Raw genomic sequence first — 24,084 nt, 5'->3', positions numbered from 1 at the left:
AAGGACTTCCATGAAACTCGACAACACCTTCACCATTCCCGTCCCGGCCGCGCAGGCCTGGCAGGTGCTGCTCGATCTGGAACGCATCGCCCCCTGCGTTCCCGGCGCCACCATCACCTCCCGGGACGGCGACGACTTCCACGGCAAGATCAAGGTCAAGCTCGGCCCCGTCGGGCTGAGCTACAGCGGGGTCATCAAGGTCGTCTCGCAGGACGAGGCCGCCGGGATCGCCGTGCTGGAGGGGCGTGGTCGCGAAACCCGCGGCAACGGAACGGCCAAGGCCACCATCACCTGCCGCCTCGTCGAATCCGGCGCGACCACGGACGTCTTCGTGGACACCGACCTCGCGATCACCGGCAAGCCCGCACAGTTCGGGCGCGGCGCGCTCGCCGACGTGGCGGGCACGCTGATCGGCCAGTTCGCCACCAATCTCGCCGCGGAGATCACCGCGTCGGCGCAGGCCGCGCCGGTACCGGACGCGCAACCGCGCATCCTCTCGGCGGCTCCGGATTCCGCCGCACCGGCCGCCCCTGCCACGCAGACCGCGCCACGCAAGCCGGCCGAGCCGATCGACCTGCTTCAGGCCGCCGGTGCGAGCAGCGCCACGCGGCTCGGCGGGCTGGCTTTCGGCGGCGTCCTGGTCCTGCTCTTCGCCCTCCTGCTTCGCAAACGCTCCGCGCGATCGGTGCCCTGATGTCCCGGCTCGCCCGGACGGTCCTCGCCGAGAGTCTTTCTCGGGACGCGATCACGCGTAACCGCCACATCCACATCGAAATCGGCGCTTTCGCGGTGGATTACCAGGCGGGCGCGGTGCAGATCGCGGACGTCGTCGCCGAGTTGGGCGCCCACGGTGGATTCGTCGTCACCGTCGACGACAACGTTCGCCCCGACCTGCCGCACCTGCCGTGTGGCGAACTCTGGGACTAGCGAAGAGTGGAGTGCCCCTTACCCGCCCTCGCCGTCACGGATCTGCACATGGTGGTGTGCTGTGTGCTGTGCACTGTCTCTTGTGCGCGGTGCTGGGCTGCGGTGTGAGGAAGGGAGTCGAACCCTTCGCACTGCCCATCGTGCGCCGAGAAAGTGGCCGAATATCCCGCCGGCCATCGGGTTCGTGCACGCCTCCGCGATGACTACCTGCTCCACTTCCCCGCTCAGTCCAGCAGTTCGACCTCCCAGTTGGAGCGCTGGATGAGCACATCGAGTTCCCGCAGTTCCCGGGCCAGGTCATCGGCCTGCCCGCGCAGTTCGGCGACCGGCAACGCGGAGAACATCTTCAGCTCCGATCGCAACTGACGCGCGTACCCGGGCTGCCCCTTGCCCGCGGCCGCGTCCGCCGCGGCGGTGACCAGGGAGTGCCGCAGGCGCAACGCATCCCGGCGGGCCAGTGCGTCGGTCAAGGTGCCGTCGTCACCGATCCGCGCGTCCGCGTTGGTGCGATTGATGCGCCGGATCAGCGTCTCGTACTCACCGAGCACGTCACCGGCCTCGGCGAGCAGAGCGGCCGCGTTCTCGGCGGGCTCCTCCCCCTCTTGAAAGCGTGCGTTGCTCACAATGCGAGCACGCAACTGCTCGATCCGGCGCGCCGAATCCGCGCGCAACGCCAACGCCTCCGCCAGCTTCAAGTCCCCTACCTCCGGACCTCGACTCGTGAAGGTCGAGTATCGGTCATTCCGCCGTGTGAGTCACGCCGATTACTCTGCCGCCCTGGGAAATCGACTCCTGCTCGCCGTCGCCGCAGGATCGCAGGGTCTGCCGCGGCCGAACACCTCCTCGTGGCGGTCAGTGCGGCAGCATCTCGGTCCAGGCTCGACCGGGCGTGGAGGCCAGGTCGCTCTGCTGGTAGAGACGGCCGTCCGGGCCGAGGTAGTTTCCGGTCCTCGGGTCGTATCGCGCGATGCCGATCGAGGGCGCGCCAGGCTCTCCGGGTGCTGACGCCGGTGCGGCCGGTGGTGGCGCGCCCGGAACCGAGCGGGAGTCCGGGGGGACGCCTTGCCCTTCCAGGCCAGGGTCGCGCGGATAGGGACCCAGCAGGGGCTGTTCGGTGGCGAGGGGCTGGAACTGCTCGTCGCTGTTGCACAGCGCGGCGGTCGGCGCCCGCTTGGCGGGGTTGTTCGCGCACGGGATATTGCGTACTCCGCGCACGGCGATGTCGGAATCCTGGGGCAGTTTGCAGTACAGGCCGTCCGGGGTGTCGATGGTGTCGGTCTCCTCCGGCGATCGCCAAGCCGACGGCGGCAGGAATCCGACGGTGCACGCGGGCGGGTCGGAGATGCCGCCCAACCGGAAGTCGCCGAGGCCGAGGCCGGAGGCGTTCCGATTGGGTTGCACGGCTTGGATCATCGAGATCGCCGGTGGCAGCAGGACGAGTATCTGCGCCAATCCGGCGTTGTAGGTCACGCCGAGTTGCCCGACGGTCGTCAGGTTGGACAGCAGGATCGGCAGCGTGAGTTTCACCGAGTCCAGCAGGTGCGCTACCTCGGCGGTGAAGCCGGGACCGGCGTGCAACAGCGTGCGGACCTGCGGATCGTTCTCGACGACCTGACCGGTGACGCCGGCGAGGCTACGCGTCCAGATCCGGACGGCGTCGGCGGAGCGCACTTGCGAATCCAGCAGCGGCCGAGCGTCTTCGACGAGCGTGCGGGTCCGGCCACCGGCTCCGTTCAAGTCGGCGGCGAGGGTCTGCGCCGAGGTCAGCAGGGAGTCCAGGTCGTATCGGGCCCCGTGCATGCCCCGGAACAGCTCGTCGAGCAATTCGTGCAGCTTGTCGGTGGGGATGCTGCCCACCAGATCGCTGAGCGAATCCAGCATGGGGCCGACCGGCTGCGGAACGGTGGTGTGCCGCAGCGCGATCACCGCACCGTCGCGCAGATAGGGCGGCGCGTCCGTGCGGGGCCGCAGCTCGACGTACTGCTCGCCCACCGCGGACACGCTGCGCACCTCCGCTGTGAGGTCGGCGGGAATGTCGTAGGAGTTGTCGATCTTCAGCGTGGCGCGCACACCGTCGCCGGTCAGCTCGACCGAACTCACCTCGCCGATTTCGACGCCACGGTAGGTGACATTGCCGAAGCGGTAGAGCCCTCCGGTGGCGGGCAGTTCGACGGACACGCTGATGGTGCCGACCCCGGCCAGGTGGGGCAAGCGCATATAGACCGTCGCCATCGCCGTCAGCCCGATCACCGACAGGACCGCGAAGATCAGCAACTGGGTGCGGACGAAACGGGACAGCAGCATCAGCGGCCTCCGGTGGTCGGCGGTGTGATCCCGGCCCCGAGCGGGTTCGAGGTCTGCTGCGCGTAGCCCGGGTCGCCGATTGCCGCCTGTACCACGGCGGTCGGATCGCCCCACGGCGTGCCGAGCAGCATTTCCCGTTTCAGCCGCGGGACCGTGAGATCGACCGTCGCGAACAGATTCAGGTAGTCGCCCTGCACCGCGCGGTCGATGACCGTCTGGCCGTAGGGGAACACGGTCGCGTAGGCCAGCGCCGCATCGATCTGCGGGCCTACGTCGGCCAGCGCCCGCAGCGTCGGCTCCAGGTTGCGCAGATTCGTCACCAGATCCGTCCGCACGTCGGTGACCACCGCGGTGGCGGTGTCGCTGAAGGTGCGCAGCCGATCCAGGGCCGCGATGATGTTCGGCCGCTGTGCCAGCAGCACGTCGAGCGCGGGCGGAAGCCGCTCGAGGGTTTCGGTCACCACATCGCGCTGCGCGGCGAACTGTCCGGTGAGCCGGTTGAGCGCATCGATCGAGGCGATGATGTCGTCGCGTTGACCGTCGATGACGCCCATGATCGTGTCGAGGCGCACCAGCAGCGCGCCGATCTGCCCCTGGTGTCCGTCGAAGGCGTCGTTCAGATTGCCGATGATCTCGCCGAGCTGACCGAGCCCGCCGCCGTTGACGACCACCGACAGCGACGCCAGCGTCTGTTCGGTGGAGGGATAGGTCGAGGATTTGTGCAGCGGGACTCTGGCCCCGGAGGCCAGCTTTCCGGACGGTTCGGCACCCGCGGGTACGTTCAGCGCGAGGTGACTGGACCCGAGCAGGCTGGTCTGCCCGATCGTGGCGACGACGTTCGCGGGCACCGCGGCGTCCGGGCGGATGGACGCCTCCACCACCGCATGCCAGCCGTCGAGCCGGATCCCGCGCACGCTGCCGACCACGACGTCGTCCACGAACACCGGCGAATTCGCCACCAAGGTGCCGACATTCGCCATGTCCACCTGCACGACGGTCGCGTCCGCACCCTGCCCGGGGGCGCCGGGCAGTCGCAGCGAGTTCACTCCGTGCCATCCGCATCCCGTGAGCGTCAGGATCGAGCAGGCGCTCACGGCGAGCAGCGGACGACAGCCGCGTCGCGGAAAAGTTCTCATTGTCAACGCCTTCCGCCGGGGAACAGGATGTCCGCGAGGCTCGGCAGGGGCGGTGGCGGCGGCCCCTCGGTCGCCACCACCTGGGGGATCAGATGGTCTTCGGTGTAGATCAAGCTCTCCGGGCGCGCGCTCGGCCCGTGCACGGGGTTGACCGGGAACGGAAGGTAGTTGAAGTTCAGCAATCCCAGTACCGGCCCGAGATAGTCACGGCATTTCCGCGCTGCCTCGGCGGTGGTCGTCTTCTCCAGGCTGGCGATGGACGAGCACACGAATTGCACGGGATCGGAGAAATTGTTCAGAACGAATACGCCCGCTTCGGTCGCGGTGTCCGGGTTGTAGATGTTGTAGAAGTTGGCGATGCTCGTCGGGAATATGTGCAGCAGTTCCTCGACGTCGTCGCGGTGATCGACCAGATTCTGGGTCACGTTCACCAGGCGCTGCACCTGTTCGGACGCGCCGTCCCGGTTGGCGACGACGAACCGCTGGACCTCCCCGACCGCGACGGACAGCTCGCTCAGCGCGGCATCCAGGTCCGATCTGCTGTCGTCGAGCACGCTGGACAGGCTGGCCAGCCGGTTCTGGAATTCGACGATCTGCACGTCACTGTCGCGCAGCACCGTCACGAAGTGTTGCAGGTCGGCGATGATGCCGACGATGTCGCCGCTGCCGTCGGCCAGTACCCGCCCGATCCCGGACAGCTGAGCCAGCGTCTGCCGCAACTTCTCGCCGTTGTCCGCCATGGCGTTCGCCGCGCTGTCGATGAAACGGCCGGTCGCACTGCCGGTCAGGTCCAGGCCGGGGCCGAGCCCGGTGGCCAGCCGGGTGAGCTGCGTCTTCACCTCGTCCCACTCGACCGGGACGGCGGTGCGCTCCAAGGGGATCACCGCGCCGTCGGGCAGCGTCGGCCCCTGCGTGCGGTAGGCGGGCGTCAGCTGCACGTAGCGAGCGCCGACCAGGCTCTGGGCGACGATCACCGCCTTGGCATCGGCCGGAATCGGGACGTCACGGTCGATTTCCAGCACCATCTCGGCGCTGGTCCCGCGCGGTCGGATGGAGGTGATGCGGCCGACTTCGACACCGGACACGCGCACATCGTCGCCCTTGTAGATCGCGGTGGCGGAGGCGAAGACCGCACGAATCGTTCTCGGGCCGAAGACTGTCCGATACCCGAGGTAGGCACCGGTGACGACCAGCGCGACGACCATCACCGCACCGACTGCGCCGAGGATTCTCTTCTTCATCGGGGCGGCTCCGGGCTCGGGAGGGGGAACTGGCTGGGCGGCTGGACGCCGAAGGCCTGATCGATGAACGGCTGGATGAGCTGGGCGGGGATCAGATTCGCGACGTAGGCGTTGTAGAACGGCCCGCCGGACACGGCTTCGCCCTGAGTGAGCGCGACTTTCGCCAGACCCGGAATCGCCGCGGCGATGTTGTCGCGATTCTTCTCCAGCATCGCCACCACCGAGTTCAGCCGATCCAGCGTCGGCGCGAGCTCGGCTTCGTTGTCCGCGACCAAGCCCGAAAGCTGCCTGGCCACGGCGGCGGTGTTGGCCAGCAGCTCGACGATCGCCTGACGGCGCGCGGCCAATACGTCCAGCAGCGAATTCGCGTTCAGGATCAGCGCATTCAGCTGCCCACCCCGTTGCGAGAGAATCTCGGTGACGTCGGCGGTGGTCCTGAGCATGTCCCGCAGCGCGCTGTTGCGGCTGTTGATCGAGCGCGACAGCTGAGTCACGCCCTCGAAGGCCGGTCCCAACTGCGGCGCGACGCGGTCCAGTGTCGAGGAGAGCATGTCCAGCGATCGGTTGAGCGAATCGGTGTCGATCCGCGAGACATTGGTGGTCAGATCGCCCACCGCGTCGGTCAGCGAGTAGGGCGAGGAGGTCCGCTCCAGCGGGATGACGCCGAACGGCCGCAGCCTGCCGCCACCGGAGGAGACCACGGTCAGTACCCGCTTGCCCAGCAGCGAACCGGTCTTGATCTGCGCCGCGCTGTCGTCGCCGAGCCGGATCGTCTCCTCGATCGCGAACGTCACCCAGGCGTCGCCCCCGCGCAGCGAGACATCCGACACCCGGCCCACTTTCATGCCGGAGACGATCACGTCGTCGCCGACCGCGAGCCCGCCCGCCTCGCTGAAGACGGCCTGGTATCGCACGGTGGTGGCCCACTCGATGAACTTCTGGGACTGCAGTCCGACCAGGATGACGCAGACCGCGAGCACGACGCCGATGACGCCGTGCCGGGCCAGATGACTTCCGCGGTACTCGAGCATCGCTACCCGCTACACCTTCCGGTTTCCTGCTCGATCCAGGGCAGTACCGCCACCTGCCCCGCGTCGTCGGTCACCCGGACGGTGACCGCGCAGATGTAGTACTGGACGAAGTTGCCGTAGGCGCCGGTGCGCACCAGCTTGCGGTAGTTGCCCGGCGCCCGCTGCAAGGCGTCGTCCAGCCGCTGCTTGTCCTGGTCGACCAGCGGGGCCAGCCGCGCGAGCTGATCGACGGTGCCCGCCAGCGGCGGACGGGCCCGGGTGAGCAGGTCGGCGATGGTCGCCGTGCCGTTGTCGAGGGCGACGATCGCCTCGGCGATCGGGTCGCGGTCCTGGGACAGGTGGGTGACCAGCTGTTCGAGCCGGTCGATGGTGCCCGCGAACTTCTCGCCGTCTTTCGCCAGCGTCGCCATGACGGCGCCGAGGTGGTCGATCACCTGCTGGATCACCTCGGTGTGACCGGCGAGCGCGGTGGTGAACGAGGAGGTCCGCGACAGCAGCGAGTCGAGGGTGCCCTCCTTGCCCTGGAATATCTCCAGCAGCGACCAGGTCAGCGCGTTCACCTCATGCGCGTTCAGACCCTGGATCACCGGCTTCAGACCGCCGAGCAGGAGGTCGAGATCGAGCGCGGGCGAGGTCCGCTCGACGGGGATTTCCGAGCCCGCGCGCAGGCGTCCGGTCGATCCGGTGGTGTCGGACAATTCCAGGTAGCGGTCGCCGACGAGATTGAGATACCGGACGGCCGCGGCCGTGCCGTTGGTCAGCGCGACGCCGCGTTCGGCGTCGAAGGTCACCTTGACCTTGTGGTCGTCGCGCAACGAGACCGCGCGAACCGTGCCCACCTCCACGCCGGCGATCCGGACGGTATTGCCCGAACGCAGCCCGGAGGAGTCGGTGAACACGGCGGCGTATTCCACCCGCGACCCGGTCCGGTATTCGCCGAACACGAGCAGCAGGAAACCGGACAGCACGAGCATGACCGCGGCGAAGGCGCCGAACTTCAGCAACGGCGAGTTACGCGGCGTCATCGGGGCGCCCCCTGCCCCGGCGCCCCGGCGAACGGCCCGAACAGCGCCTGCGGAAGGTTGCCCACGTTCAACTCCACGGTCTGGTTTCCGTTCTCGAACGGGTTCGCGCCGACGTCGGCGACGACGAACGGTGGCCGTCCCTCGTACGGAACCGGAATCACCGAACATTGCGGACCGCCCGTGGCGGCCACCTTCGGCAGATGACGCGGATACCGGTAGGGCTCGGTGCCGAACAGGAAGTTCGCCGACAGCCCGAGCCCGGGCACGTCGACCGGCTTCGACTGCGACAGCCACCCGAAACCGTCGAGCGCACAGGTCAACGCCTCGTGGTATTCGCTGGTCAGCGTCGTGGTCGGCACCAGGGCCGCCAGCGCGCTGTCCAGCGCGGCGCGGTTGTCGCCGAGCACCTGGGATCCGATGTCGGACAACCCGATCAGCCCGACCAGCATGGCGTCGAGATTCCGCTGTTCGTCCACCATCGTCCGGCTGATCGCAGCGGTGTTGCGGGCAGTGTCCAGCAAGGGTGGCGCCGCGTCGGCGTAGGTGTTCAACACCTGCGGAGCCATGGCGAGATCCGCTTGCAGAGCGGGCAGTCCGGGCTCGAGCTGGGCGAGGAAGTTCTCCAGGTCGCCGAGCATCAGACCCAGTTTGTCGCCGCGCCCGCCGGTCGCGTCGGCGATCGCGCCGAGCGTCTCGTTCAGCTTTTCCGGTTCGATGCGGCCCAGCACCGAGGTCAGCCGCTGGAAGACGGTGTTGATCTCCACGGTGACGTGGTCGGCTTCGAGCACCTGTCCGGCGCGCATCGCTTGCCGCGCAGGGCGTTCCGGCGGGACGAGTTGGACGAATTTCGCACCGAACACTGTCGTCGAGGCGATGTCCACCCGCACGTCGGCGGGGATGAGATCCAGCTGTCCGGCGTCGATGGCCAACCGGATCGAGGCGAGCCCGTCGGCGCGTTCCTCGATCGATTCGACCTTGCCCACCGTGACACCGCGCATCTTGACGTCGGCGTCCGGATACATCACCAGGCCGGCGCGCGGCGACAGCACGGTCACCGGCACGGTGTCGGCGAACCCACCGTTGAACATGGTCAGGCTCAGGCTGATCACCGCGACACCAAGGGCGATCGAGGCCAGCCCGGCCGCGGGGCGCACCAGCTCGCGCGACAGCGCTGCGAGTGACTTCATCGTCGATGACATCGGCACCTCTCAGCCGGACAGGTCGAAGTTCCCGTTGGCGCCGTAGACCGCCAGCGAAACCAGCAGGGTCACCGAGACGACGCCGATGAGCGAGGTCCGGACGGCGTTGCCCACCGCGATGCCGACACCGGACGGTCCCCCGCTGGCGAAGTAACCGAAGTAGGTGTGGATCAGCAGGACCGTCAATGCCATCAAGATCGCCTGCACGAACGACCACACCAGATCGATCGGGTTGAGGAAGGTCCCGAAGTAGTGGTCGTACAGCCCGGCGGACTGACCCAGCAGCACGACGGTGGTCAGTCTGCTCGCGATGAACGAGGCGATGACCGCCAAGGCGTACAGCGGGACGATCGCGATCATGCCCGCGACGATCCTGGTGCCGACCAGGTACGCGATCGGTTCGATCGCCAGCGATTCGAGCGCGTCGATCTCCTCGTTGATCCGCATCGCGCCGAGCTGGGCGGTGGCGCCCGCGCCGAAGGTGGCCGCCAGGCCGATGCCCGCGACCACCGGCGCGGAGATGCGCACGTTGATGAACGCCGAGAGGAAGCCGGTCAGCGCCTCGATGCCGATGTTGCCCAGCGAGCTGTAGCCCTGGACGGCGAGGGTGCCGCCGGTGGCCAAGGTCAGGAACCCGACGATCACCACCGTCCCGCCGAACACCGCCAGCGCCCCGGAGCCCATGCTGATCTCGGCGATGAGCCGGACCGTCTCCCGCCGATAGTGCCAGGCGGCGAACGGCGCGTACGCCAGCGCCTTCAGATAGAAGATGGCATGGTCGCCGATCCGGCCCAGCGCTCGATACGGCCGCTGGATCCGCCGAAACGTCTTGGGATAGCGCGCGATCAGCGTCACGAGCGCCGCTCCTTCACCGGACTGTCATCTGAATGCCGATCGCCGTGACGACGACATTGATCACGAACAGGGACATGAAGGCGTAGACCACGGTCTCGTTGACCGCGTTGCCCACGGCTTTGGCCCCGCCGGTCACGATCAACCCCCGGTAACAGGCGACGAGTCCGGCCACGAGTCCGAACAGCAAAGCCTTGACCGAGGAGATGATCACCTCGTCGATCCCGGTCAGCAGCGTGATCCCGGCGGCGAAGGCGCCCGGATTCACGTCCTGCACATAGACGGAGAACACGTAGCCGCCGATCACGCCGATGATGCACACCAGGTTGTTCAGCAGGAACGCCACCAAGCCGGAGGCGAGCATCCGCGGCGTCACCAGTCGTTGCACCGGGTCGATGCCGAGTACCTGCATCGCCGCGATCTCCTCGCGGATGGTGCGCGAGCCGAGGTCGGCGCACATCGCCGTCGCGCCGGACCCGGCCACGATGAGCACGGTGACCATCGGGCCCACCTGCGTCACCGCGCCGAACGCGGCGCCCGCCCCGCTGAGGTCGGCGGCGCCGAGTTCCCGCAACAGGATGTTGAGGGTGAAGCTGACCAGCACCGTGAACGGAATCGCCACCAGCAGCGTCGGCACCAGCGAGACGCGCACGATGAACCACGACTGCTCGAGGAATTCCCTGGTCTGGAACGGTCTGCGGAACAGGAACCGCACGGCGTCCGCGGACATCGCGAACAGCCCGCCGACGGCCTGCATCGGCCCCGACGCCGCTCGCGCGAGCGTGGTCGGCAGGCCCCGTGCCGGCAGCAGACGGTTGCGGCCCGTTCCTGCGCGTCCGGATGGCCCGGTCGCGTGAGGAGGAGGCGCCTTCGCCTGGGATCGCATTAATCACCCTCTCAGTGGTGGAAAATGCCATTCTCATATACGCATACGGTTGCACACTTGAAATGAGAATTCAACACGCGGATGTACTGGCGATTACACGGATGCCGCAGAAAGGGCGCACACACCGAGGCGCTCGACAGGGTGGAACCGGTTGGCATGGCGGCCCCGCGACGGGATGACGAGCGTCGGACGGCGCGGCGGGAGATGCGGGCGCGAACGGCCGAGGATCAGCCGGGCGCGAAGCGATGGGGAGCTGGAAGAGTCAGCCGACGGGACTGAGGTCGGCGCCGATCGGCGGGAAGGACGACAGCCCGCTGCGGAAGACCTCCGTGGTTCCGACCGCGGTGGCCGGCACCGCCGCCGCGGTCAGCGCCTGAGCTTTGAAAGCCTGCGCGGCGACGCTGAGCCGGTGCAGCACCGGATCGACCCGATGCTCCGGCGGCGAGGGCCAGCCCTCACCCCAGACCACCACTTGGACGCCGCCGTCGTCGAGCGCCTTCAACAGACCCCGGCGCGCCCGGCGATCACATTCGCACACGTCGGCGGCGACCGCGAGCGCGTGCGGCTGACGACCCTGGCCGCGCGAGGCGAGCACCTGCTCGAGTTCCAGCACTTCCGCGCCGAGAATGCGCAGCGGCCGGGTGTCCGACAGGTCGGCGACGAGCACCGTGACGTCCCATCCGGCGACGGAGCGGTCGAACAGCCATCCACCCGCGTGCTCGACGACGTCGACGACGCTGGTCGCGACGACGTCGAGGCGGTATCTCATCGTTCCCCAGCCGGAGCGAAGTCGCGGGCCAGTGACCTGGTGTACTCGTGGAACACCTCGGTCAGCGGGATCGAGTGGTCGAGCATCCATGAGATCTCCATTCCATTGATGAAAGCGACGATTTCCACAGCCCGGATGTCAGGGTCGAAATCGGGCCGGAACCGTCCGATCTCCTGGTTGCGGCGGATGACGTCGGCGACGATGCCGACGGCCACCTTCCAACGGTCGAGCAGGCGCTCGTGCAGGGGAGCCTCGGGCAGCAGGTTCTCCACCAGCAGAACTACGAAGGTGCCCACCAGCTCCGGTGAGCGCTGGATCCGGTCGGCGACCTTGCGGATCTCCAGGAACAGATCGCCGGTCACGTCGGCTTCGCGGGCGTCGTCGGCGTCGCGGGCGTCGAGCACGGCGTGCAGGAGTTGCTCCTTGGACTGGAAATGGTGCAGCAGCCCGGCCGGGCTCACGCCGGCCTCCCTGGCGATCTGAGCCAATGTCGTACTGCGCCAGCCATTTCGGGTGAGCAGTCGCTGGGCGACGGCCAGGATGCGCTGTCGGCGGTCTTCACCTTTGGCCAGCAGGGAGGCGTAAGGACGAGGAGTAGTCACGAAAATCCCTGTTCGATCAAACCTAGTGAACACACAGTAGGTTGGTTTTGCCGATGTGACAAGGGTCTCATGACGATCGAATCGGCCTTCCGGAACCTTCGCCCGACCCCGGCGATCAGATGGGACGCTCGGACGAACAGGCCCGCCTTCGTGGCGCCGGCCGCGGCGCTCGCACCGTTTCTCCCGATTCCTTGCGATAACCCCATTCTCGCTGCATATATCACTATTTCGAGTAGAATTCAGCAGCAAGATGTATGTCTCACTCTCCGGTTGTGATAACGTCATTCCCACAACGGAATCGCCGCGATCCCGAGGAGGATCGCCGCCGCGCGGGTCATCGCGAGCCCGGCCACCCCAGTCGAGGCGGATCATCGGTCGCGGTCCACGCCGCCGCCGGGGTCCGCGTTCGCCGCCCACGCCGGCGGGACAACGGTTCCGTGCAGCCAACAGATCCATGGGAGGGTCAAGATGTCGGTTCCGACCAGCAGTGCTTCGTTGTACCCGCCCGGCGGCTTCGGTCCCCCGAAGGACCGCCGCGGGCACGCCGAGGGTTCGGTGGGCCTGCCCGCGGGCACCGAGGTGTTCTCCGCCGACAACCACATCTCCCTGGCGCACGACATCTTCTACGAGCGTTTCCCGGAATCCCTCAAGGACCGGGCCCCGCGCGTGTGGTACGAGGACGGCGCCTACCAGCTGGGCCGGAAGGGCAAGTCGTTCCTGCCCGGGGACTTCAGCCACGTGCTGATGCAGTACGACCCACTGGATGGTTCCGGCAGCGCCAACCTGGAGGCACGCATCGCGGATCTGCGCGCCGACGGCATCGCCAAGGAACTCGCGTTCCCGAACGCGCTGCTGGCGCTGCTGTTCTACCCGGACAAGGAGATTCGGGAATTGTCCTTCCGGGTGTACAACGCCTACATCGCGGAGTTGCAGGAACAATCCGACGGCGCCTTCTACGGCGTCGGGCTGATCAACTGGTGGGACGCCGACGGCGCTCGCCGCACCCTCGCGGAACTGAAGTCGCTGGGACTCAAGACTTTCCTGTTGCCGCTGTCGGCGGGCAAGGACGACGAGGGCAAGGTCATCGATTACGCGAGCACCGCGATGATCCCGGTGTGGGACGCGATCGAGGAGTCCGGTGTGCCGGTCTCCCACCACATCGGTGAGTCGCCGCTGTCGAGCCCCTGCGAGATCAACAGCGTCGCGGTCGGCATGATGCACAACGTCGCGCCGTTCCGGGAGCTGTTCTCCAAGTACATCTTCAGCGGCATCATCGACCGGCATCCCGGCCTCAGCATCGGCTGGTTCGAGGGCGGCGTGAACTGGGTGCCCGCGGCGATCCAGGACGCCGAGCACATGCTGGCCTCCTTCCAGCACATGCTCGACCGCCCGGTCGAGCACGACGTGCGCTACTACTGGGACAACCACATGCGCGCGTCGTTCATGGTGGACCCGCTCGGGCTGTCGCTGATCGACCACATCGGCCGCGACCGTGTCATGTGGTCGTCGGACTACCCGCACAACGAGAGCACGTTCGGCTACTCGGAGAAGTCCCTGGAAGCCGTGGTGCAGGCGGTGGGCCCGCAGGACGCCGCCCGCATCGTCAGCGGCAACGTGGCGGATTTCCTGGGTCTGGTCTCATGACGTCGTTCCCCGTCGCGGCGACCTCGTCCGTCGAGATCCCCGAGGTACCGGATCGCGCGCGCATGCGGCGCGACACCGGGGCGCGGCTGCGATCGGCCATGGCCGATCAGGGCGTCGACGCGCTGATCCTGCTGAACAACAGCAATGTCGTGTACGCGACCGGCGCGAACTGGCCCCTCGGCGACGCGGGGCTCGCCCACGTCGAGCGACCGGTCGCCGTGGTCGTCGCGGGCGATCCGTGGCCGCACCTGTTCCTGCCCTTCCGGGAGGGCGCCTCCGCGGAATCGGATCTGCCCGCCGATCACCTGCACGGGCCCGTCTACCTCGAATTCGACGAGGGCGTGGCGGCTTTCGCTCGCCTGATCGCCGATCTCGTCCCGGACGGGTCGACCATCGCGGTGGACGAGTGCACCGGCGCCATGTCGCGGGCGCGGTCCGCGCTGTTCCCCGGCGGGCCTCCGTCGGACGCCGCGGCCGTCATCGGACCCGCGAAACTGATCAAGACGCCGGACGAGATCGCCTGCATCCGCACCGCGTGCCGGATCACCGAGCAGGCCATGGTCGACGTACAGGCGGCGCTGGCGCCGGGACGCAGGCAGATGGATCTGTCGGCGAGCTTCGTGCGCCGGGCCTTCGAATTGGGCGCCACCGCCAACATGCTCGACGCCATCTGGCAGGTGATGCCGCAGACCAAGGCCGACGGCGTCTGGACCACGCACGGCGATCTCGCGCTCCCGCTGCTGACCACGGAGCGGGAACTGGCCGCAGGTGACGTGCTCTGGACCGACGTCAGCATCACCTACGGCGGATACTGTTCGGACTTCGGCCGCACCTGGACGGTCGGCACCGAGCCCGGCGCTCGTCAGCACAAGCAGTTCGAGCGCTGGCAGGAGATCCTCACCGCGGTGCTGGACGTGACCCGCGCGGGGGCCACCGCCGCCGAGCTCGCCCGGGCGGCGATCGCCGCCAACGGCGGCGCCAAACCTTGGCTGCCGCATTTCTACCTGGGACACGGAATCGGCGTGAGCGCCGCCGAGATGCCGATGATCGGCACCGACCTCGGCGACGAGTTCGACGAGAACTTCGTGTTCGAACCCAACATGGTGCTGGTTCTGGAGCCGGTGGTCTGGGAGGACGGCACCGGCGGCTACCGAAGCGAGGAAATCATCGTGATCACCGAGGAGGGCTGGACGGCCCTCACCGACTACCCCTATGCCCCGTATGGCCACTGAGGTGACGCCGGACGATCGCGCCCTGCGACATGGGCGGCGCGATCGTGCCCTGGCACAGATGGAAGCCCATGACCTGGACGTCCTGGTTCTCGGACGCCAGGCGAACGCCCGCTACGTGTCGGGCACACCGCAACTGTGGGTCGCGGGCACCCGCCCGTTCGGGCCGGTGGCGACGGTGGTGCGGGAAACGCGTGCGGTGCATCTGCTGAGTACCTGGGACGAAGGCGTGCCCGAGGACATCCCGCACGATCACCTCTATGGGATCGCGTGGAATCCGATGAACACCATCGGCGTGCTGCAAGGCATCGAGGGAGCCGCCACCGCACGGCGGGTCGGCACCGACGCGCTGTCACCCACCTTCGCCGAGCTGCTGCCGATCGCCTTCCCCAACGCCGAGTTGGTCGACGGCGAACTCGCGATGCGCGCCGCGCGCCGGATCAAGACCGACCAGGAAGTGCAGGTGCTGCGCGGAACGCTGCGCATCGCCGAGGCGGGTCTTGCCGCCGCGGTGGCCGAGCTCGCGCCGGGGGCCACCGAACAGGCGCTGATCGGCGTGCTGCTGGAAGCCATGGCGGCAGGCGGCGTCAGCACCCCGGCGTCGCAGGACTCGGCCTGGGTGACCTCCCGGGAACACCCGTGGCGGCGGGCCGGCGCGGACCGGCGCGTGCAGCCGGGCGACTTGGTGGCCTTCTCCTCCGGGGTCCTGGGTGAGGGCTACATCGGCGAGGTGGGCCGTACCTGGCCGGTCGGCGGCGAGGGCGACGACGGCGTCCGGAAGCTGTACCGGCGGTGGGATGGGTTGTGGGGAAGGCTGATCGAGGCCTGCCGCCCCGGATCGGCAGGCACGGAACTGCTCGCCGCCTACGAGATCGCGGGGGAACCGCTGCCGCCGATGCCGGTCGCGCGGGGCCTCGGCATGGGTTTCGACCCGCCGGTGGTGACCTCCCACCTGCGGGCGAGCGCCGAGGCGGAGCGCATGGAACCCGGCATGGTGCTCGCGGTCACCGGCTATGTGTGGGAACCGGGTGTCGGGGCGGTGTTCGGACGCGACGCGGTGCTGATCACCGAGGACGGCGCCGAGGTGCTCACCGTCGCCCCGTACTGGGAGCACTAGCGAATCGGTGCTCCGGCGCATCGGCCGGAGCACCGATTCACGGTGTCCGGCAGAACGTTTCGGACACGTCCCATCTTCGGCAAAGGAGCCCGTCCATGCCCGGTCCCGAGCAGCCTTCGGCGGAGGAGATCATCCGCTACGAGAAGGACCCCAAGACCCGGATCGCGACCATCACGTTCGACCGGCCCGACCATCTCAACGCCCCCACCATCGCGGCGCGGCTGCGCTACGCCGATCTGTTGCACCGCGCGAGCGTCGACGACGAGGTGAAAGTGCTCGTCGTGCGCGGCGCGGGCGACGATCTCGGCACCGGAGCCGACCTCCCCGAGTTCATGGCGGTACAGAACGCGCCGACCCAGGGCCCGCGGTTGAGCGAGTACAGGATCGGCGCGGACGAGGTGCGGTATCCGCCCAAGGAGTCCTTCCGCCACGGCGCCACGATCAGCCAGTGGTACGCCAACGCCCAGGCCGGTTGCCGCAGCCTCCAGGAGTTCAAGAAGATCAGCATCCTGGAGGTGAAGGGCTACTGCTACGGCTGGCACTTCTACCAGGCCGCCGACGCCGATTTGGTGATCTCCTCCGAGGACGCCCTGTTCGGTCACCCGTCCTTCCGGTATTACGGCTGGGGGCCCCGGATGTGGACGTGGGCGCAGACCATGGGATTGCGCCGGTTCCAGGAGATGGTCTTCACCGGCCGGGCGTTCACCGCGCGGGAAATGTACGAGTGCAACTTCCTGAACAAGGTCGTGCCCCGGGCCGACCTCGAGGCCGAGACCGAGAAGTACGCACTGGCCTGTGCGCGCAACCGGCCCACCGACACGGTCTTCATGCAGAAGGTCTTCTTCGAGGTGATGAAGCAGCACCAGGGCGAGTACATGGGCAGCCTGCTGAGCGGGTTCTTCGAGTCGATGGGCGGCCATATCCACGCCGACGACGACGAACTCATGCTGGACAACGCCTTCGAAGGCGGGCTGAACAACTCGGTCAAGGACAACGACGCGCAGTTCCCGCCGGAGTTCCGGTTGAGCAAGTCGGGTCGCAAGAAGCAGGTCTAGTCCGCCGCGCGTGCCCGGCGCCGCCGCGGCTGTGGCCGGTGGTCTCGGGGCCGGTGATCGGAACGGTGAGGGTCATGGCATCGAAATACTCCGCGGGCAGCGCCGAACGCTCCGTCGAGCCGCCACTGCGCGGTTGCGTCCTGGTCGACCTCTCCTGCGGGATCGCCGGTGCGTATTGCACCAAACTGCTGGCCGACGGTGGCGCCGAGGTGATCAAAGTCGAGGCGCCCGAGGGAGATCCACTCCGGCGCTGGTCGGCCTCGCGAACCCGACTCGCCCCGGGCGCCGATGGCGCGCTGTTCGCCTTCCTGGCCGGTTCGAAGAAAAGTGTCGTCGCCGACCCCGGCGTGGCCGCCGATCTGGATTTCCTCGACGGCCTGCTGGCCTCGGCCGACGTGGTGGTGTGGTCGCCGGGGTCGCGCCTGGCCGAGCATCCCCGGCTCGCCCCGGGCGCGCTGCGCCGCGCTCATCGGCACCTGGTGGTCACCGCGATAACCCCCTTCGGCCTGGACGGGCCGTGGCACGACCGCCCGGCCACCGAGTTCACTCTGCAGGCCTGGTCCGGTGGCATCGTCGGGCTCGGCCGCGGTGCACCGGATCGCGCGCCGGTGCACGTGGGCGGCCGGGTCGGTGAGTGGTTCGCCGGCGCCTACGCAGGCGCGGCCACGATGACATCGCGGTTGCGCACGCTCGGATCCGCCGGGGGCGAACTCGTCGACCTGTCCGTGCTGGAGACACAGATCCTCGGGCTCACCTATTTCCCGGTCTCCTTCTTCGACGCGCTGGGCCGTCCGTTCCGCACCGAACGACGGCTCAGCGTGCCCGGCGTCGCCACCGCCGCCGACGGTTTGGTGGCGGTCGGATGCGGCACCGCCCAGCAGTGGTTCGACCTGTGCGCGATGGTGGGCCATCCGGAATGGATCGAGGAGGACCTCGCTGCGGGGATCACCCAGAAGGCCAACGAGAAGGCGCCGGAGATCTTCGCCTGGCTGGCCGAGCAGCCTGCCGAGGTGATCCGCGATCTGGCCACGGCTTTCCGCATCCCCAACGGCCCGGTGGTCAACGGCGCCGACGCCACCACCATGGATCACCACGTGGCCCGGAAGTTCTTCACGGTCAACCCCCGCGACGGTTTCGTCCAGCCCGGCCCGCCGTTCCGCACCCGGCCCGCGCTGCTGCGCGATCCGCTACCGGCTCCGCGCCTCGGCGAGCACACCGAGGAATACCGTGCCCGCCCCCCGGTGCGCCGCAGCGCGACGGGTCTCGCAGAGCGGGATCCCCTGCCGTTCCGCGATCTTCGTGTCCTGGACCTGACGACGTTCTGGGCAGGTCCGTCGTGCACCCACTTCCTCGCCATGCTGGGCGCGGAGGTCGTGCATGTGGAGTCGGCCGGGCGACCGGACGGCACCCGTCTCATCGCGGGCGTGCCGCTGACCGAAGAGCAGTGGTGGGAGAAGTCTCCGATCTTCTCCGGGCTGAACACCAACAAGAAGAGCCTCACGCTGGACTTCCGCTCCGAACGCGGGCAGGACCTGCTGAAGCGCCTGGCCGCCACGTGCGACGTGATCGTCGAGAATTACACGCCCCGGGTGCTGGAACAGGTCGGCCTGGATTACCCCGCCGTACGGAAACTGCGCCCGGACGCGATCATGGTGCGGATGCCCGGATTCGGCCTGGACGGTCCCTGGCGCGACAATCCGGCCTTCGCCTACGTCATCGAGGACACCTCGGGGTTGACCTGGCTGACCGGGCACCCGGACCAGAATCCGGTGGAGCCCTATTCGATCGGCGACCCGAACGCGGGCGTGCACGCGCTCAACGCTCTGCTGCTGGCCTTGGAACACCGGCGGCGCACCGGTCAGGGCGTGCTGGTGGAGGCCGCGATGGTGGAGGCGGCGCTCAACGTGGCCGCCGAGCAGGTGATCGAATACTCGGCCTACGGCGTGCTGCTCGAGCGGGACGGCAATCGCGGTCCCGTCGCCGCGCCGCAGAACCTCTACCGCGCGGCCGGAGTGAACGAATTCGGCGCGCAGGATTGCTGGGTGGCGATCGCGGTCGCCACCGACGCGCAATGGCGGCGGTTGCGGGAAGCGCTCGGAACTCCGTTCTGGGCACTGGATCCGGAACTCTCGACCGAGGCAGGCCGCCGCCGCAGGCACGACCTGATCGATGAGCGGCTCGCCGCGTGGTGCGCCGAGCGCGACAGCGACGAGATCGTCCGCGTCCTCTGGGACGCCGGTGTCCCGGTCGCCCAGGTCATGCAACCGCATCGTCAGTTCGAACTGCCCCAGCTGCAGTACCGGGGCTTCTTCGAGCCGGTCGCCCATCCGGTCGCCGAGACGGCCAAGCACAGCACGGTACCGGTGCGGTTCTCCGCCGGTCCGCGGCGTTTCCATCGCGAGCCCGCTCCCCTGCTCGGCCAGCACAACACGGAGTTGCTCACCGCGCTCGGCCTGAGCGAGGCGGAGATCCGAGCGCTGCAGGACGACGGCGTCATCGGAGGCACTCCCGCCGTCGCGCGTCCTCCGGTGAAATCCGAGTGACCGACGCCCGCCGCGAGAGCGAATCTCGCGGCGGGGCTGCCGAAGTGGGCGGACCGCCGGACGCTAGCTCGCCGCCTCGGATTCGCGTTCGCGGACGAGTTCCAGTGCTATGTCGATGAGCTGATCCTCTTGGCCGCCGATCAGCTTGCGCAGTCCGGCGCGGTGCAGCAACTGGGCGGCGGGCACGTCGTAGCGCTCCGCTTGGCGGACAGCATGTTTCAGGAAGCTCGAGTAGACGCCCGCGTAGCCCATGATCAGCGCGTTGCGATCGAGCAGGCATTCGGCGGGCATCGCGGGGCGCACGACGTCTTCGGCGGCGTCGGCGATGCCGAAGAAATCGATGCCGGTCTTGACGCCGATCTTGTCGAACACGCCGATCAGCGCCTCCACCGGAGCGTTTCCCGCCCCCGCGCCGAACCGGCGGGCGCTGCCGTCGATCTGCCGTGCGCCCGCCCGCACCGCCGCCACCGAGTTCGCCACGCCGAGGCCGAGGTTCTCGTGCCCGTGGAAGCCGACCTGGGCGTCGTCGCCGAGTTCGGCGACCAGCGCCGACACCCGGTCCGCCACACCCTCCATGACCAGGGCGCCCGCGGAGTCGACCACGTAGACGCACTGGCATCCCGCGTCGGCCATGATCCGCGCCTGTGCCGCGAGTCGCTCGGGCGCGATGGTGTGGGCCATCATGAGAAAGCCCACCGTCTCCAAGCCGAGATCCCGTGCGAGCCCGAAGTGCTGGATCGAGACGTCGGCCTCGGTGCAATGGGTGGCGATCCGGCAGATCGATCCCCCGTTGTCCCTGGCCTCCTCGATGTCCTCTTTGGTGCCGACGCCGGGCAGCATGAGGAACGCGATCTTCGCCTCCGTGGCGGTCTCGGCGGCCAGCTTGATCAGTTGCTGTTCGGGCGTCTTGGAGAAGCCGTAGTTGAACGACGAGCCGCCGAGGCCGTCGCCGTGGGTCACCTCGATCACCGGAACGCCGGCCGCGTCCAGTGCGGCGACGATGGCGCTCACCTCGTCCGGGGTGAACTGGTGTCGTTTGTGATGCGAACCGTCCCGCAACGACGTGTCGGTGATCCGAACGTCCCAGATATCGGATTCACTCATCTGCCTGGCCCTTCGATCGTCTGGTCGCTGTCGCCGCCGTCTCGCTCATCGGGCGCTCCCCGCGACGCCGAGGGTCCGCTTCGCGATCTCCTCACCGACTTCGGTGGCCGCGGCCGTCATGATGTCCAGGTTGCCCGCGTAGGGCGGCAGGTAGTCCCCGGCTCCTTCGACCTCCAGGAACGTCGTCACCAGCGCCCGGCCTCCGGAATTGACCGACGGATCGTCAAATTGCGGCTCGTTGAGCAGCCGGTAGCCCGGCACGTAGCTCTGTACCTCGGCCACTACCTCGTGAATGGACGCGGCGATCGCCGCGCGGTCGGCGTCTTCCGGGATGGCGCAGAAGATGGTGTCGCGCATGATCATCGGCGGATCGGCCGGGTTGAGGATGATGATCGCCTTGCCGCGCGCGGCGCCGCCGATGGTTTCCACCCCGCGGCTGGTCGTCTTGGTGAATTCATCGATGTTCGCGCGGGTCCCCGGCCCGGCCGACACCGACGAGACCGACGCGACGATCTCCGCGATCGGCACCTCCACCACCCGCGAGACCGCGTAGACGATCGGGATGGTCGCCTGCCCGCCGCAGGTGATCATGTTGACGTTCGGCGCGTCCAGATGCTGCCGCAGGTTCGCGGGCGGGACGACCGCCGGGCCGACCGCGGCGGGCGTGAGGTCGATGACCCGGATTCCGGCTTCGGCGTAGCGCGCGGCGGCCTTGCGGTGCACGGCGGCCGAGGTGGCCTCGAACACCAGATCGGGCTGCTCGGCCTGCGCGAGCAGGTGATCGACCCCCTTGTCGGTGGTTTCCAGCCCGAGCCGGGCGGCCCGCGCGAGCCCCTCGCTGGCCGGGTCGATGCCCACCATCCAGCGCGGCTCGAGCCACTGCGACCGCGACAGTTTGTACAGCAGGTCGGTACCGATATTGCCCGACCCGACGATGGCTACGGATGCTTTCGCCGGCATAACGCTCCTTGTTCCGATCAGTCGAAGGCGAGGCGGACCGAACCCAGGCCCGCGAACCGGGCCACGAACTCGTCACCCGAGCGCGCGTCGATCGCCTTGGTGCACGATCCGGGAAGGACGATGTCCCCGGCACGCAACCGCACACCGAAGCCCGCCACCTTCCGAGCCAGCCAGGCCACCGCCGTGACGGGATCGCCGAGCACCGCGTCGCTGCGGCCCTCGGCCACCACCTCCCCGTTGCGAGTGAGCACCGCGTCGACGGCGGTGATGTCGATATCGGCGGGAGCCACCCGCTGGGTACCCAGGACGTATCCCGCCGATGAGGCGTTGTCGGCGATGGTGTCGCACAACCGGATCGCCCAGTTCTCGATACGCGAGTCGATCAGCTCGATCGCGGGGGCGAAGGCCGTCGTGGCGGCGAGCACGTCCGCTTCGGTGCACTGCGCCCCGGGCAGATCCGCGCCCAAGAGAAAGGCGACCTCCACCTCGACCCTCGGGTACAAGTACCTCCCGGCGGGCACCGGCTCGTCCGCGGAGACCAGCATCTCGTCGAGCAGGTGACCGTAATCGGGCTCGTCGACGCCCATCATCTGCTGCATGGCCTTCGATGACAGCCCGACCTTGTGCCCGACGACCCGCGCGCCGTCCTGGACGCGCCTGCGGATGTTGATCAGCTGGATCTCGTAGGCGTCGACGACATCGATCTCCGGATACGACGCTGTCAGCGGCGACAGGGGTGTGCGTTCGCGTTCCGCTTCGGCCAGGTTCACGGCCAGCTCCGCGCGGGAGTGAGCAGTCAGCATCTCGATTCCCGTCGTCGGCACGATGGCGGCGTCGGCCCTGTTCCGTGCGATGACGCAACCCGGCCTCCCGTGGCCGCGGGCCACGAGAAGCGGTTCACGATGTGAACGCGGGCAACGTTTCCCAGCCGCGAACCGTCGAGGTGGGCGACAGCTTCGCGTTCGCCAGGTCCACTTCCCACTCCGGGAACCGCGCGAGGATCTCCTCCAGCGCGATCCGCCCCTCCAGGCGAGCCAGCGCCGACCCGAGGCAGTAGTGCGTGCCCACACTGAACGACAGGTGCTGGCGGGTGTCGCGGTGGATGTCGAAAACGTCGCCGTCCGGCGCGAACTGACGGTGGTCGCGGTTGGCCGCGCCGATGAGCATCATCATGGCGCTACCCTGCGGCACGGTCCGGCCGTGCACCTCGACGTCCCGGGTGACGTACCGCGCCACGTGCGGGGCGGGCGGTTCGAACCGCAGCAGCTCCTCGACCGCGTTCGGAATCAGTCGGGGATTCTCCACGAGTTCGCGGCGCTGATCGGGATGCTCTGCGAGGACCTTGCCCGCCCAGCCGATCAGCCGTGTCGTGGTTTCGTTGCCCGCGCCGGACACCACGTTCACGTAGGTCAGCAATTCCTCGCGGGTCAGTCGGCGCACGGTGCCGGACTCGTCCTCGAACTCGACGTTGAGCAGCTCGGTCATGATGTCGTCGGAGGGATGCTCGGCCCGCCAGTCGATGTAGGCGGCGAAGATGTCGCCGCTGACCATGCCCTCGGAGGCGGCCTTCATCGGCTTTCCCTCCTCGGTGCGCATCTGCTCGTTCGCGAAGTCGCGGATGGCCTCTTGGTCCTGCTCCGGGATGCCGAGCAGCATGCCGATGGTGCGCATCGGCATCTGCGCGCCGATGTCGGCGATGAAGTCCAGTCGTCCGGTTCCGACGTGCGGATCGAGGCTGTGCGCGCAGAACTCGCGGATCTTGTCCTCGAGCGCCCGGATCTTGCGGGGGGTGAACATCCGCGACAGCAGGCTGCGATGGATGTCGTGGACCGGCGGATCCTCGAAGATCAGCACGCCGGAGGGAATTTCGATATCGGCCTTGATCAGCTCGATGATCGCGCCACGCGCGGAACTGAAGGTGTCCTTGTCCAGCAACGCCGCGTTGACGTCCGCGTGGCGACTCACCGCGTAGAAGTCGTGCTTCTCGTTGTAGTACAGCGGAATCTCCTCGCGGAGCCGCTTGAACATCGGGTACGGATCGGCATTGAGTTCGACATCGTACGGGTCGTAGTACACGTCGCTGGCCGCGCTGGTGGTCACTGAGGTTCGCCTCTCGCAGAAACATCATCGTCCTCGGTGGCGCATACGAGATTCAGCCGAAGACCGAGTTGTCGGAGTCCTGCCAGTGTAAATCCGCCGATACGTTGAAGCAACTGATCTTCTCGTTTGAGGAGATTGTCATTCTCACGCTGCGCCGGAGGGAATACCGGTGCACAGAAAGCGAGCAGGCCCCGCATGCCGACAGCGTCGGATGCGGGGCCCGCTCGGGTTCTGGCGCAGGGGGTTTCAGTCGAAGGTGCAGCCGGTGACGGGTTTGTCGGCGAGGCGGTCGAGCAGGTAGGTGATCGCGTTGTCGGGGCCGAATCCGTCGATCATCTCGGGTCCGAAATGGTTCGGGAT

At 68.1% G+C, this 24,084-nt stretch carries 22 protein-coding genes; 7 read left to right on the top strand and 15 right to left on the bottom strand.

Annotation, left to right across the window (positions count from 1 at the left end):
- The first annotated feature begins 10 nt into the window (after positions 1 to 10).
- Together IU450_RS25140 and IU450_RS25135 are read left to right on the top strand one after the other, a co-directional pair.
- Complete coding sequence (locus tag IU450_RS25140; RefSeq protein ID WP_195152217.1) at positions 11 to 694, top strand: SRPBCC family protein; 684 nt, start codon at positions 11 to 13, stop codon at positions 692 to 694.
- Positions 694 to 927: a hypothetical protein gene (locus tag IU450_RS25135; protein WP_195152216.1), complete on the top strand. Its 234-nt coding sequence runs from the start codon at positions 694 to 696 to the stop codon at positions 925 to 927. The genes IU450_RS25140 and IU450_RS25135 overlap by 1 nt, the downstream gene beginning before the upstream one ends.
- Positions 928 to 1,151: 224 nt before the next feature.
- On the opposite strand, the gene IU450_RS25130 is transcribed toward IU450_RS25135, so the two are convergent.
- The 11 genes from IU450_RS25130 to IU450_RS40005 all read right to left on the bottom strand — a co-directional run bounded on the left by IU450_RS25130 (position 1,152) and on the right by IU450_RS40005 (position 11,972).
- A complete protein-coding gene (locus tag IU450_RS25130; protein WP_195152215.1) occupies positions 1,152 to 1,622 on the bottom strand; it encodes a DIP1984 family protein in 471 nt (156 codons plus the stop codon).
- Between the two features lie 157 nt (positions 1,623 to 1,779).
- Positions 1,780 to 3,228, bottom strand: a complete 1,449-nt coding sequence (locus IU450_RS25125; RefSeq protein WP_195152430.1) for an MCE family protein — start codon at positions 3,226 to 3,228, stop codon at positions 1,780 to 1,782.
- A 2-nt stretch (positions 3,229 to 3,230) separates the two neighbouring features.
- A complete protein-coding gene (locus IU450_RS25120; RefSeq protein WP_195152214.1) occupies positions 3,231 to 4,367 on the bottom strand; it encodes an MCE family protein in 1,137 nt (378 codons plus the stop codon).
- Between the two features lie 2 nt (positions 4,368 to 4,369).
- Complete coding sequence (locus IU450_RS25115) at positions 4,370 to 5,608, bottom strand: MCE family protein (protein ID WP_195152213.1); 1,239 nt, start codon at positions 5,606 to 5,608, stop codon at positions 4,370 to 4,372.
- Entirely contained in the window at positions 5,605 to 6,639 is a 1,035-nt protein-coding gene (locus tag IU450_RS25110; protein WP_195152212.1) for an MCE family protein, read from the bottom strand. Before IU450_RS25110 ends, IU450_RS25115 begins: the two co-directional genes overlap by 4 nt.
- Before the next feature lie 2 nt (positions 6,640 to 6,641).
- Positions 6,642 to 7,664 carry an MCE family protein gene (locus tag IU450_RS25105; protein WP_195152211.1) on the bottom strand — a complete coding sequence of 341 codons (1,023 nt, stop codon included), beginning with the start codon at positions 7,662 to 7,664 and terminating at the stop codon, positions 6,642 to 6,644.
- Positions 7,661 to 8,851, bottom strand: coding sequence for an MCE family protein (locus IU450_RS25100; RefSeq protein ID WP_195152210.1), 1,191 nt, complete (start codon positions 8,849 to 8,851; stop codon positions 7,661 to 7,663). Before IU450_RS25100 ends, IU450_RS25105 begins: the two co-directional genes overlap by 4 nt.
- Positions 8,852 to 8,872: 21 nt before the next feature.
- A complete protein-coding gene (locus tag IU450_RS25095) occupies positions 8,873 to 9,712 on the bottom strand; it encodes an MlaE family ABC transporter permease (RefSeq protein ID WP_195152429.1) in 840 nt (279 codons plus the stop codon).
- A 19-nt stretch (positions 9,713 to 9,731) separates the two neighbouring features.
- Positions 9,732 to 10,472, bottom strand: coding sequence for an MlaE family ABC transporter permease (locus IU450_RS25090; protein ID WP_227955026.1), 741 nt, complete (start codon positions 10,470 to 10,472; stop codon positions 9,732 to 9,734).
- Positions 10,473 to 10,863: 391 nt separating this feature from the next.
- A complete protein-coding gene (locus tag IU450_RS25085) occupies positions 10,864 to 11,370 on the bottom strand; it encodes a hypothetical protein (protein WP_043701826.1) in 507 nt (168 codons plus the stop codon).
- Entirely contained in the window at positions 11,367 to 11,972 is a 606-nt protein-coding gene (locus tag IU450_RS40005; RefSeq protein WP_195102945.1) for a TetR/AcrR family transcriptional regulator, read from the bottom strand. The genes IU450_RS25085 and IU450_RS40005 overlap by 4 nt, the downstream gene beginning before the upstream one ends.
- 468 nt (positions 11,973 to 12,440) lie before the next feature.
- Here IU450_RS40005 and IU450_RS25075 point away from each other — a divergent pair, with 468 nt between their 5' ends.
- From IU450_RS25075 to IU450_RS25055, 5 genes are all read left to right on the top strand, one after another.
- Positions 12,441 to 13,616 (top strand): amidohydrolase family protein, encoded by a 1,176-nt coding sequence (locus IU450_RS25075; RefSeq protein ID WP_195152208.1) that lies wholly within the window; start codon positions 12,441 to 12,443, stop codon positions 13,614 to 13,616.
- A complete protein-coding gene (locus IU450_RS25070) occupies positions 13,613 to 14,848 on the top strand; it encodes a M24 family metallopeptidase (protein WP_195152207.1) in 1,236 nt (411 codons plus the stop codon). The genes IU450_RS25075 and IU450_RS25070 overlap by 4 nt, the downstream gene beginning before the upstream one ends.
- Positions 14,838 to 15,962 (top strand): M24 family metallopeptidase, encoded by a 1,125-nt coding sequence (locus IU450_RS25065; protein ID WP_195152206.1) that lies wholly within the window; start codon positions 14,838 to 14,840, stop codon positions 15,960 to 15,962. Before IU450_RS25070 ends, IU450_RS25065 begins: the two co-directional genes overlap by 11 nt.
- Positions 15,963 to 16,057: 95 nt before the next feature.
- Positions 16,058 to 17,017, top strand: coding sequence for an enoyl-CoA hydratase/isomerase family protein (locus tag IU450_RS25060; RefSeq protein WP_195152205.1), 960 nt, complete (start codon positions 16,058 to 16,060; stop codon positions 17,015 to 17,017).
- A gap of 74 nt (positions 17,018 to 17,091) precedes the next feature.
- Positions 17,092 to 19,560 carry a CaiB/BaiF CoA-transferase family protein gene (locus IU450_RS25055; RefSeq protein WP_195152204.1) on the top strand — a complete coding sequence of 823 codons (2,469 nt, stop codon included), beginning with the start codon at positions 17,092 to 17,094 and terminating at the stop codon, positions 19,558 to 19,560.
- Between the two features lie 63 nt (positions 19,561 to 19,623).
- Here IU450_RS25055 and dmpG read toward each other — a convergent pair whose 3' ends face one another.
- The 4 genes from dmpG to IU450_RS25035 all read right to left on the bottom strand — a co-directional run bounded on the left by dmpG (position 19,624) and on the right by IU450_RS25035 (position 23,724).
- On the bottom strand, positions 19,624 to 20,664 hold the full coding sequence (dmpG, locus tag IU450_RS25050) for a 4-hydroxy-2-oxovalerate aldolase (RefSeq protein WP_195152203.1): 1,041 nt from the start codon (positions 20,662 to 20,664) through the stop codon (positions 19,624 to 19,626).
- 45 nt (positions 20,665 to 20,709) lie between these two features.
- Positions 20,710 to 21,624 (bottom strand): acetaldehyde dehydrogenase (acetylating), encoded by a 915-nt coding sequence (locus tag IU450_RS25045; RefSeq protein WP_195152202.1) that lies wholly within the window; start codon positions 21,622 to 21,624, stop codon positions 20,710 to 20,712.
- 17 nt (positions 21,625 to 21,641) lie between these two features.
- Positions 21,642 to 22,427, bottom strand: a complete 786-nt coding sequence (locus IU450_RS25040; RefSeq protein WP_195152201.1) for a 2-keto-4-pentenoate hydratase — start codon at positions 22,425 to 22,427, stop codon at positions 21,642 to 21,644.
- A 94-nt stretch (positions 22,428 to 22,521) separates the two neighbouring features.
- On the bottom strand, positions 22,522 to 23,724 hold the full coding sequence (locus IU450_RS25035; protein WP_195152200.1) for a cytochrome P450: 1,203 nt from the start codon (positions 23,722 to 23,724) through the stop codon (positions 22,522 to 22,524).
- Positions 23,725 to 24,084 lie beyond the last annotated feature (360 nt).

The organism is Nocardia abscessus, from assembly GCF_015477775.1.
Taxonomy (GTDB): domain Bacteria; phylum Actinomycetota; class Actinomycetes; order Mycobacteriales; family Mycobacteriaceae; genus Nocardia; species Nocardia abscessus_A.
The sequence above is the reverse complement of the archived record's forward strand: the minus strand, read 5'-3'. Positions and strand labels throughout refer to the sequence as shown.

What these genes read in the sequence shown, in the direction of transcription:
- IU450_RS25140 (WP_195152217.1), top strand. Translation starts at nt 11, where the DNA reads ATGAAACTCGACAACACCTTCACCATTCCCGTCCCGGCCGCGCAGGCC.
- IU450_RS25135 (WP_195152216.1), top strand. Translation starts at nt 694, where the DNA reads ATGTCCCGGCTCGCCCGGACGGTCCTCGCCGAGAGTCTTTCTCGGGAC.
- IU450_RS25120 (WP_195152214.1), bottom strand. Translation starts at nt 4,367, where the DNA reads ATGAGAACTTTTCCGCGACGCGGCTGTCGTCCGCTGCTCGCCGTGAGC.
- IU450_RS25115 (WP_195152213.1), bottom strand. Translation starts at nt 5,608, where the DNA reads ATGAAGAAGAGAATCCTCGGCGCAGTCGGTGCGGTGATGGTCGTCGCG.
- IU450_RS25110 (WP_195152212.1), bottom strand. Translation starts at nt 6,639, where the DNA reads ATGCTCGAGTACCGCGGAAGTCATCTGGCCCGGCACGGCGTCATCGGC.
- IU450_RS25105 (WP_195152211.1), bottom strand. Translation starts at nt 7,664, where the DNA reads ATGACGCCGCGTAACTCGCCGTTGCTGAAGTTCGGCGCCTTCGCCGCG.
- IU450_RS25100 (WP_195152210.1), bottom strand. Translation starts at nt 8,851, where the DNA reads ATGAAGTCACTCGCAGCGCTGTCGCGCGAGCTGGTGCGCCCCGCGGCC.
- IU450_RS25090 (WP_227955026.1), bottom strand. Translation starts at nt 10,472, where the DNA reads ATGCAGGCCGTCGGCGGGCTGTTCGCGATGTCCGCGGACGCCGTGCGG.
- IU450_RS25085 (WP_043701826.1), bottom strand. Translation starts at nt 11,370, where the DNA reads ATGAGATACCGCCTCGACGTCGTCGCGACCAGCGTCGTCGACGTCGTC.
- IU450_RS25075 (WP_195152208.1), top strand. Translation starts at nt 12,441, where the DNA reads ATGTCGGTTCCGACCAGCAGTGCTTCGTTGTACCCGCCCGGCGGCTTC.
- IU450_RS25070 (WP_195152207.1), top strand. Translation starts at nt 13,613, where the DNA reads ATGACGTCGTTCCCCGTCGCGGCGACCTCGTCCGTCGAGATCCCCGAG.
- IU450_RS25065 (WP_195152206.1), top strand. Translation starts at nt 14,838, where the DNA reads ATGGCCACTGAGGTGACGCCGGACGATCGCGCCCTGCGACATGGGCGG.
- IU450_RS25060 (WP_195152205.1), top strand. Translation starts at nt 16,058, where the DNA reads ATGCCCGGTCCCGAGCAGCCTTCGGCGGAGGAGATCATCCGCTACGAG.
- IU450_RS25055 (WP_195152204.1), top strand. Translation starts at nt 17,092, where the DNA reads ATGGCATCGAAATACTCCGCGGGCAGCGCCGAACGCTCCGTCGAGCCG.
- dmpG (WP_195152203.1), bottom strand. Translation starts at nt 20,664, where the DNA reads ATGAGTGAATCCGATATCTGGGACGTTCGGATCACCGACACGTCGTTG.
- IU450_RS25045 (WP_195152202.1), bottom strand. Translation starts at nt 21,624, where the DNA reads ATGCCGGCGAAAGCATCCGTAGCCATCGTCGGGTCGGGCAATATCGGT.
- IU450_RS25040 (WP_195152201.1), bottom strand. Translation starts at nt 22,427, where the DNA reads ATGCTGACTGCTCACTCCCGCGCGGAGCTGGCCGTGAACCTGGCCGAA.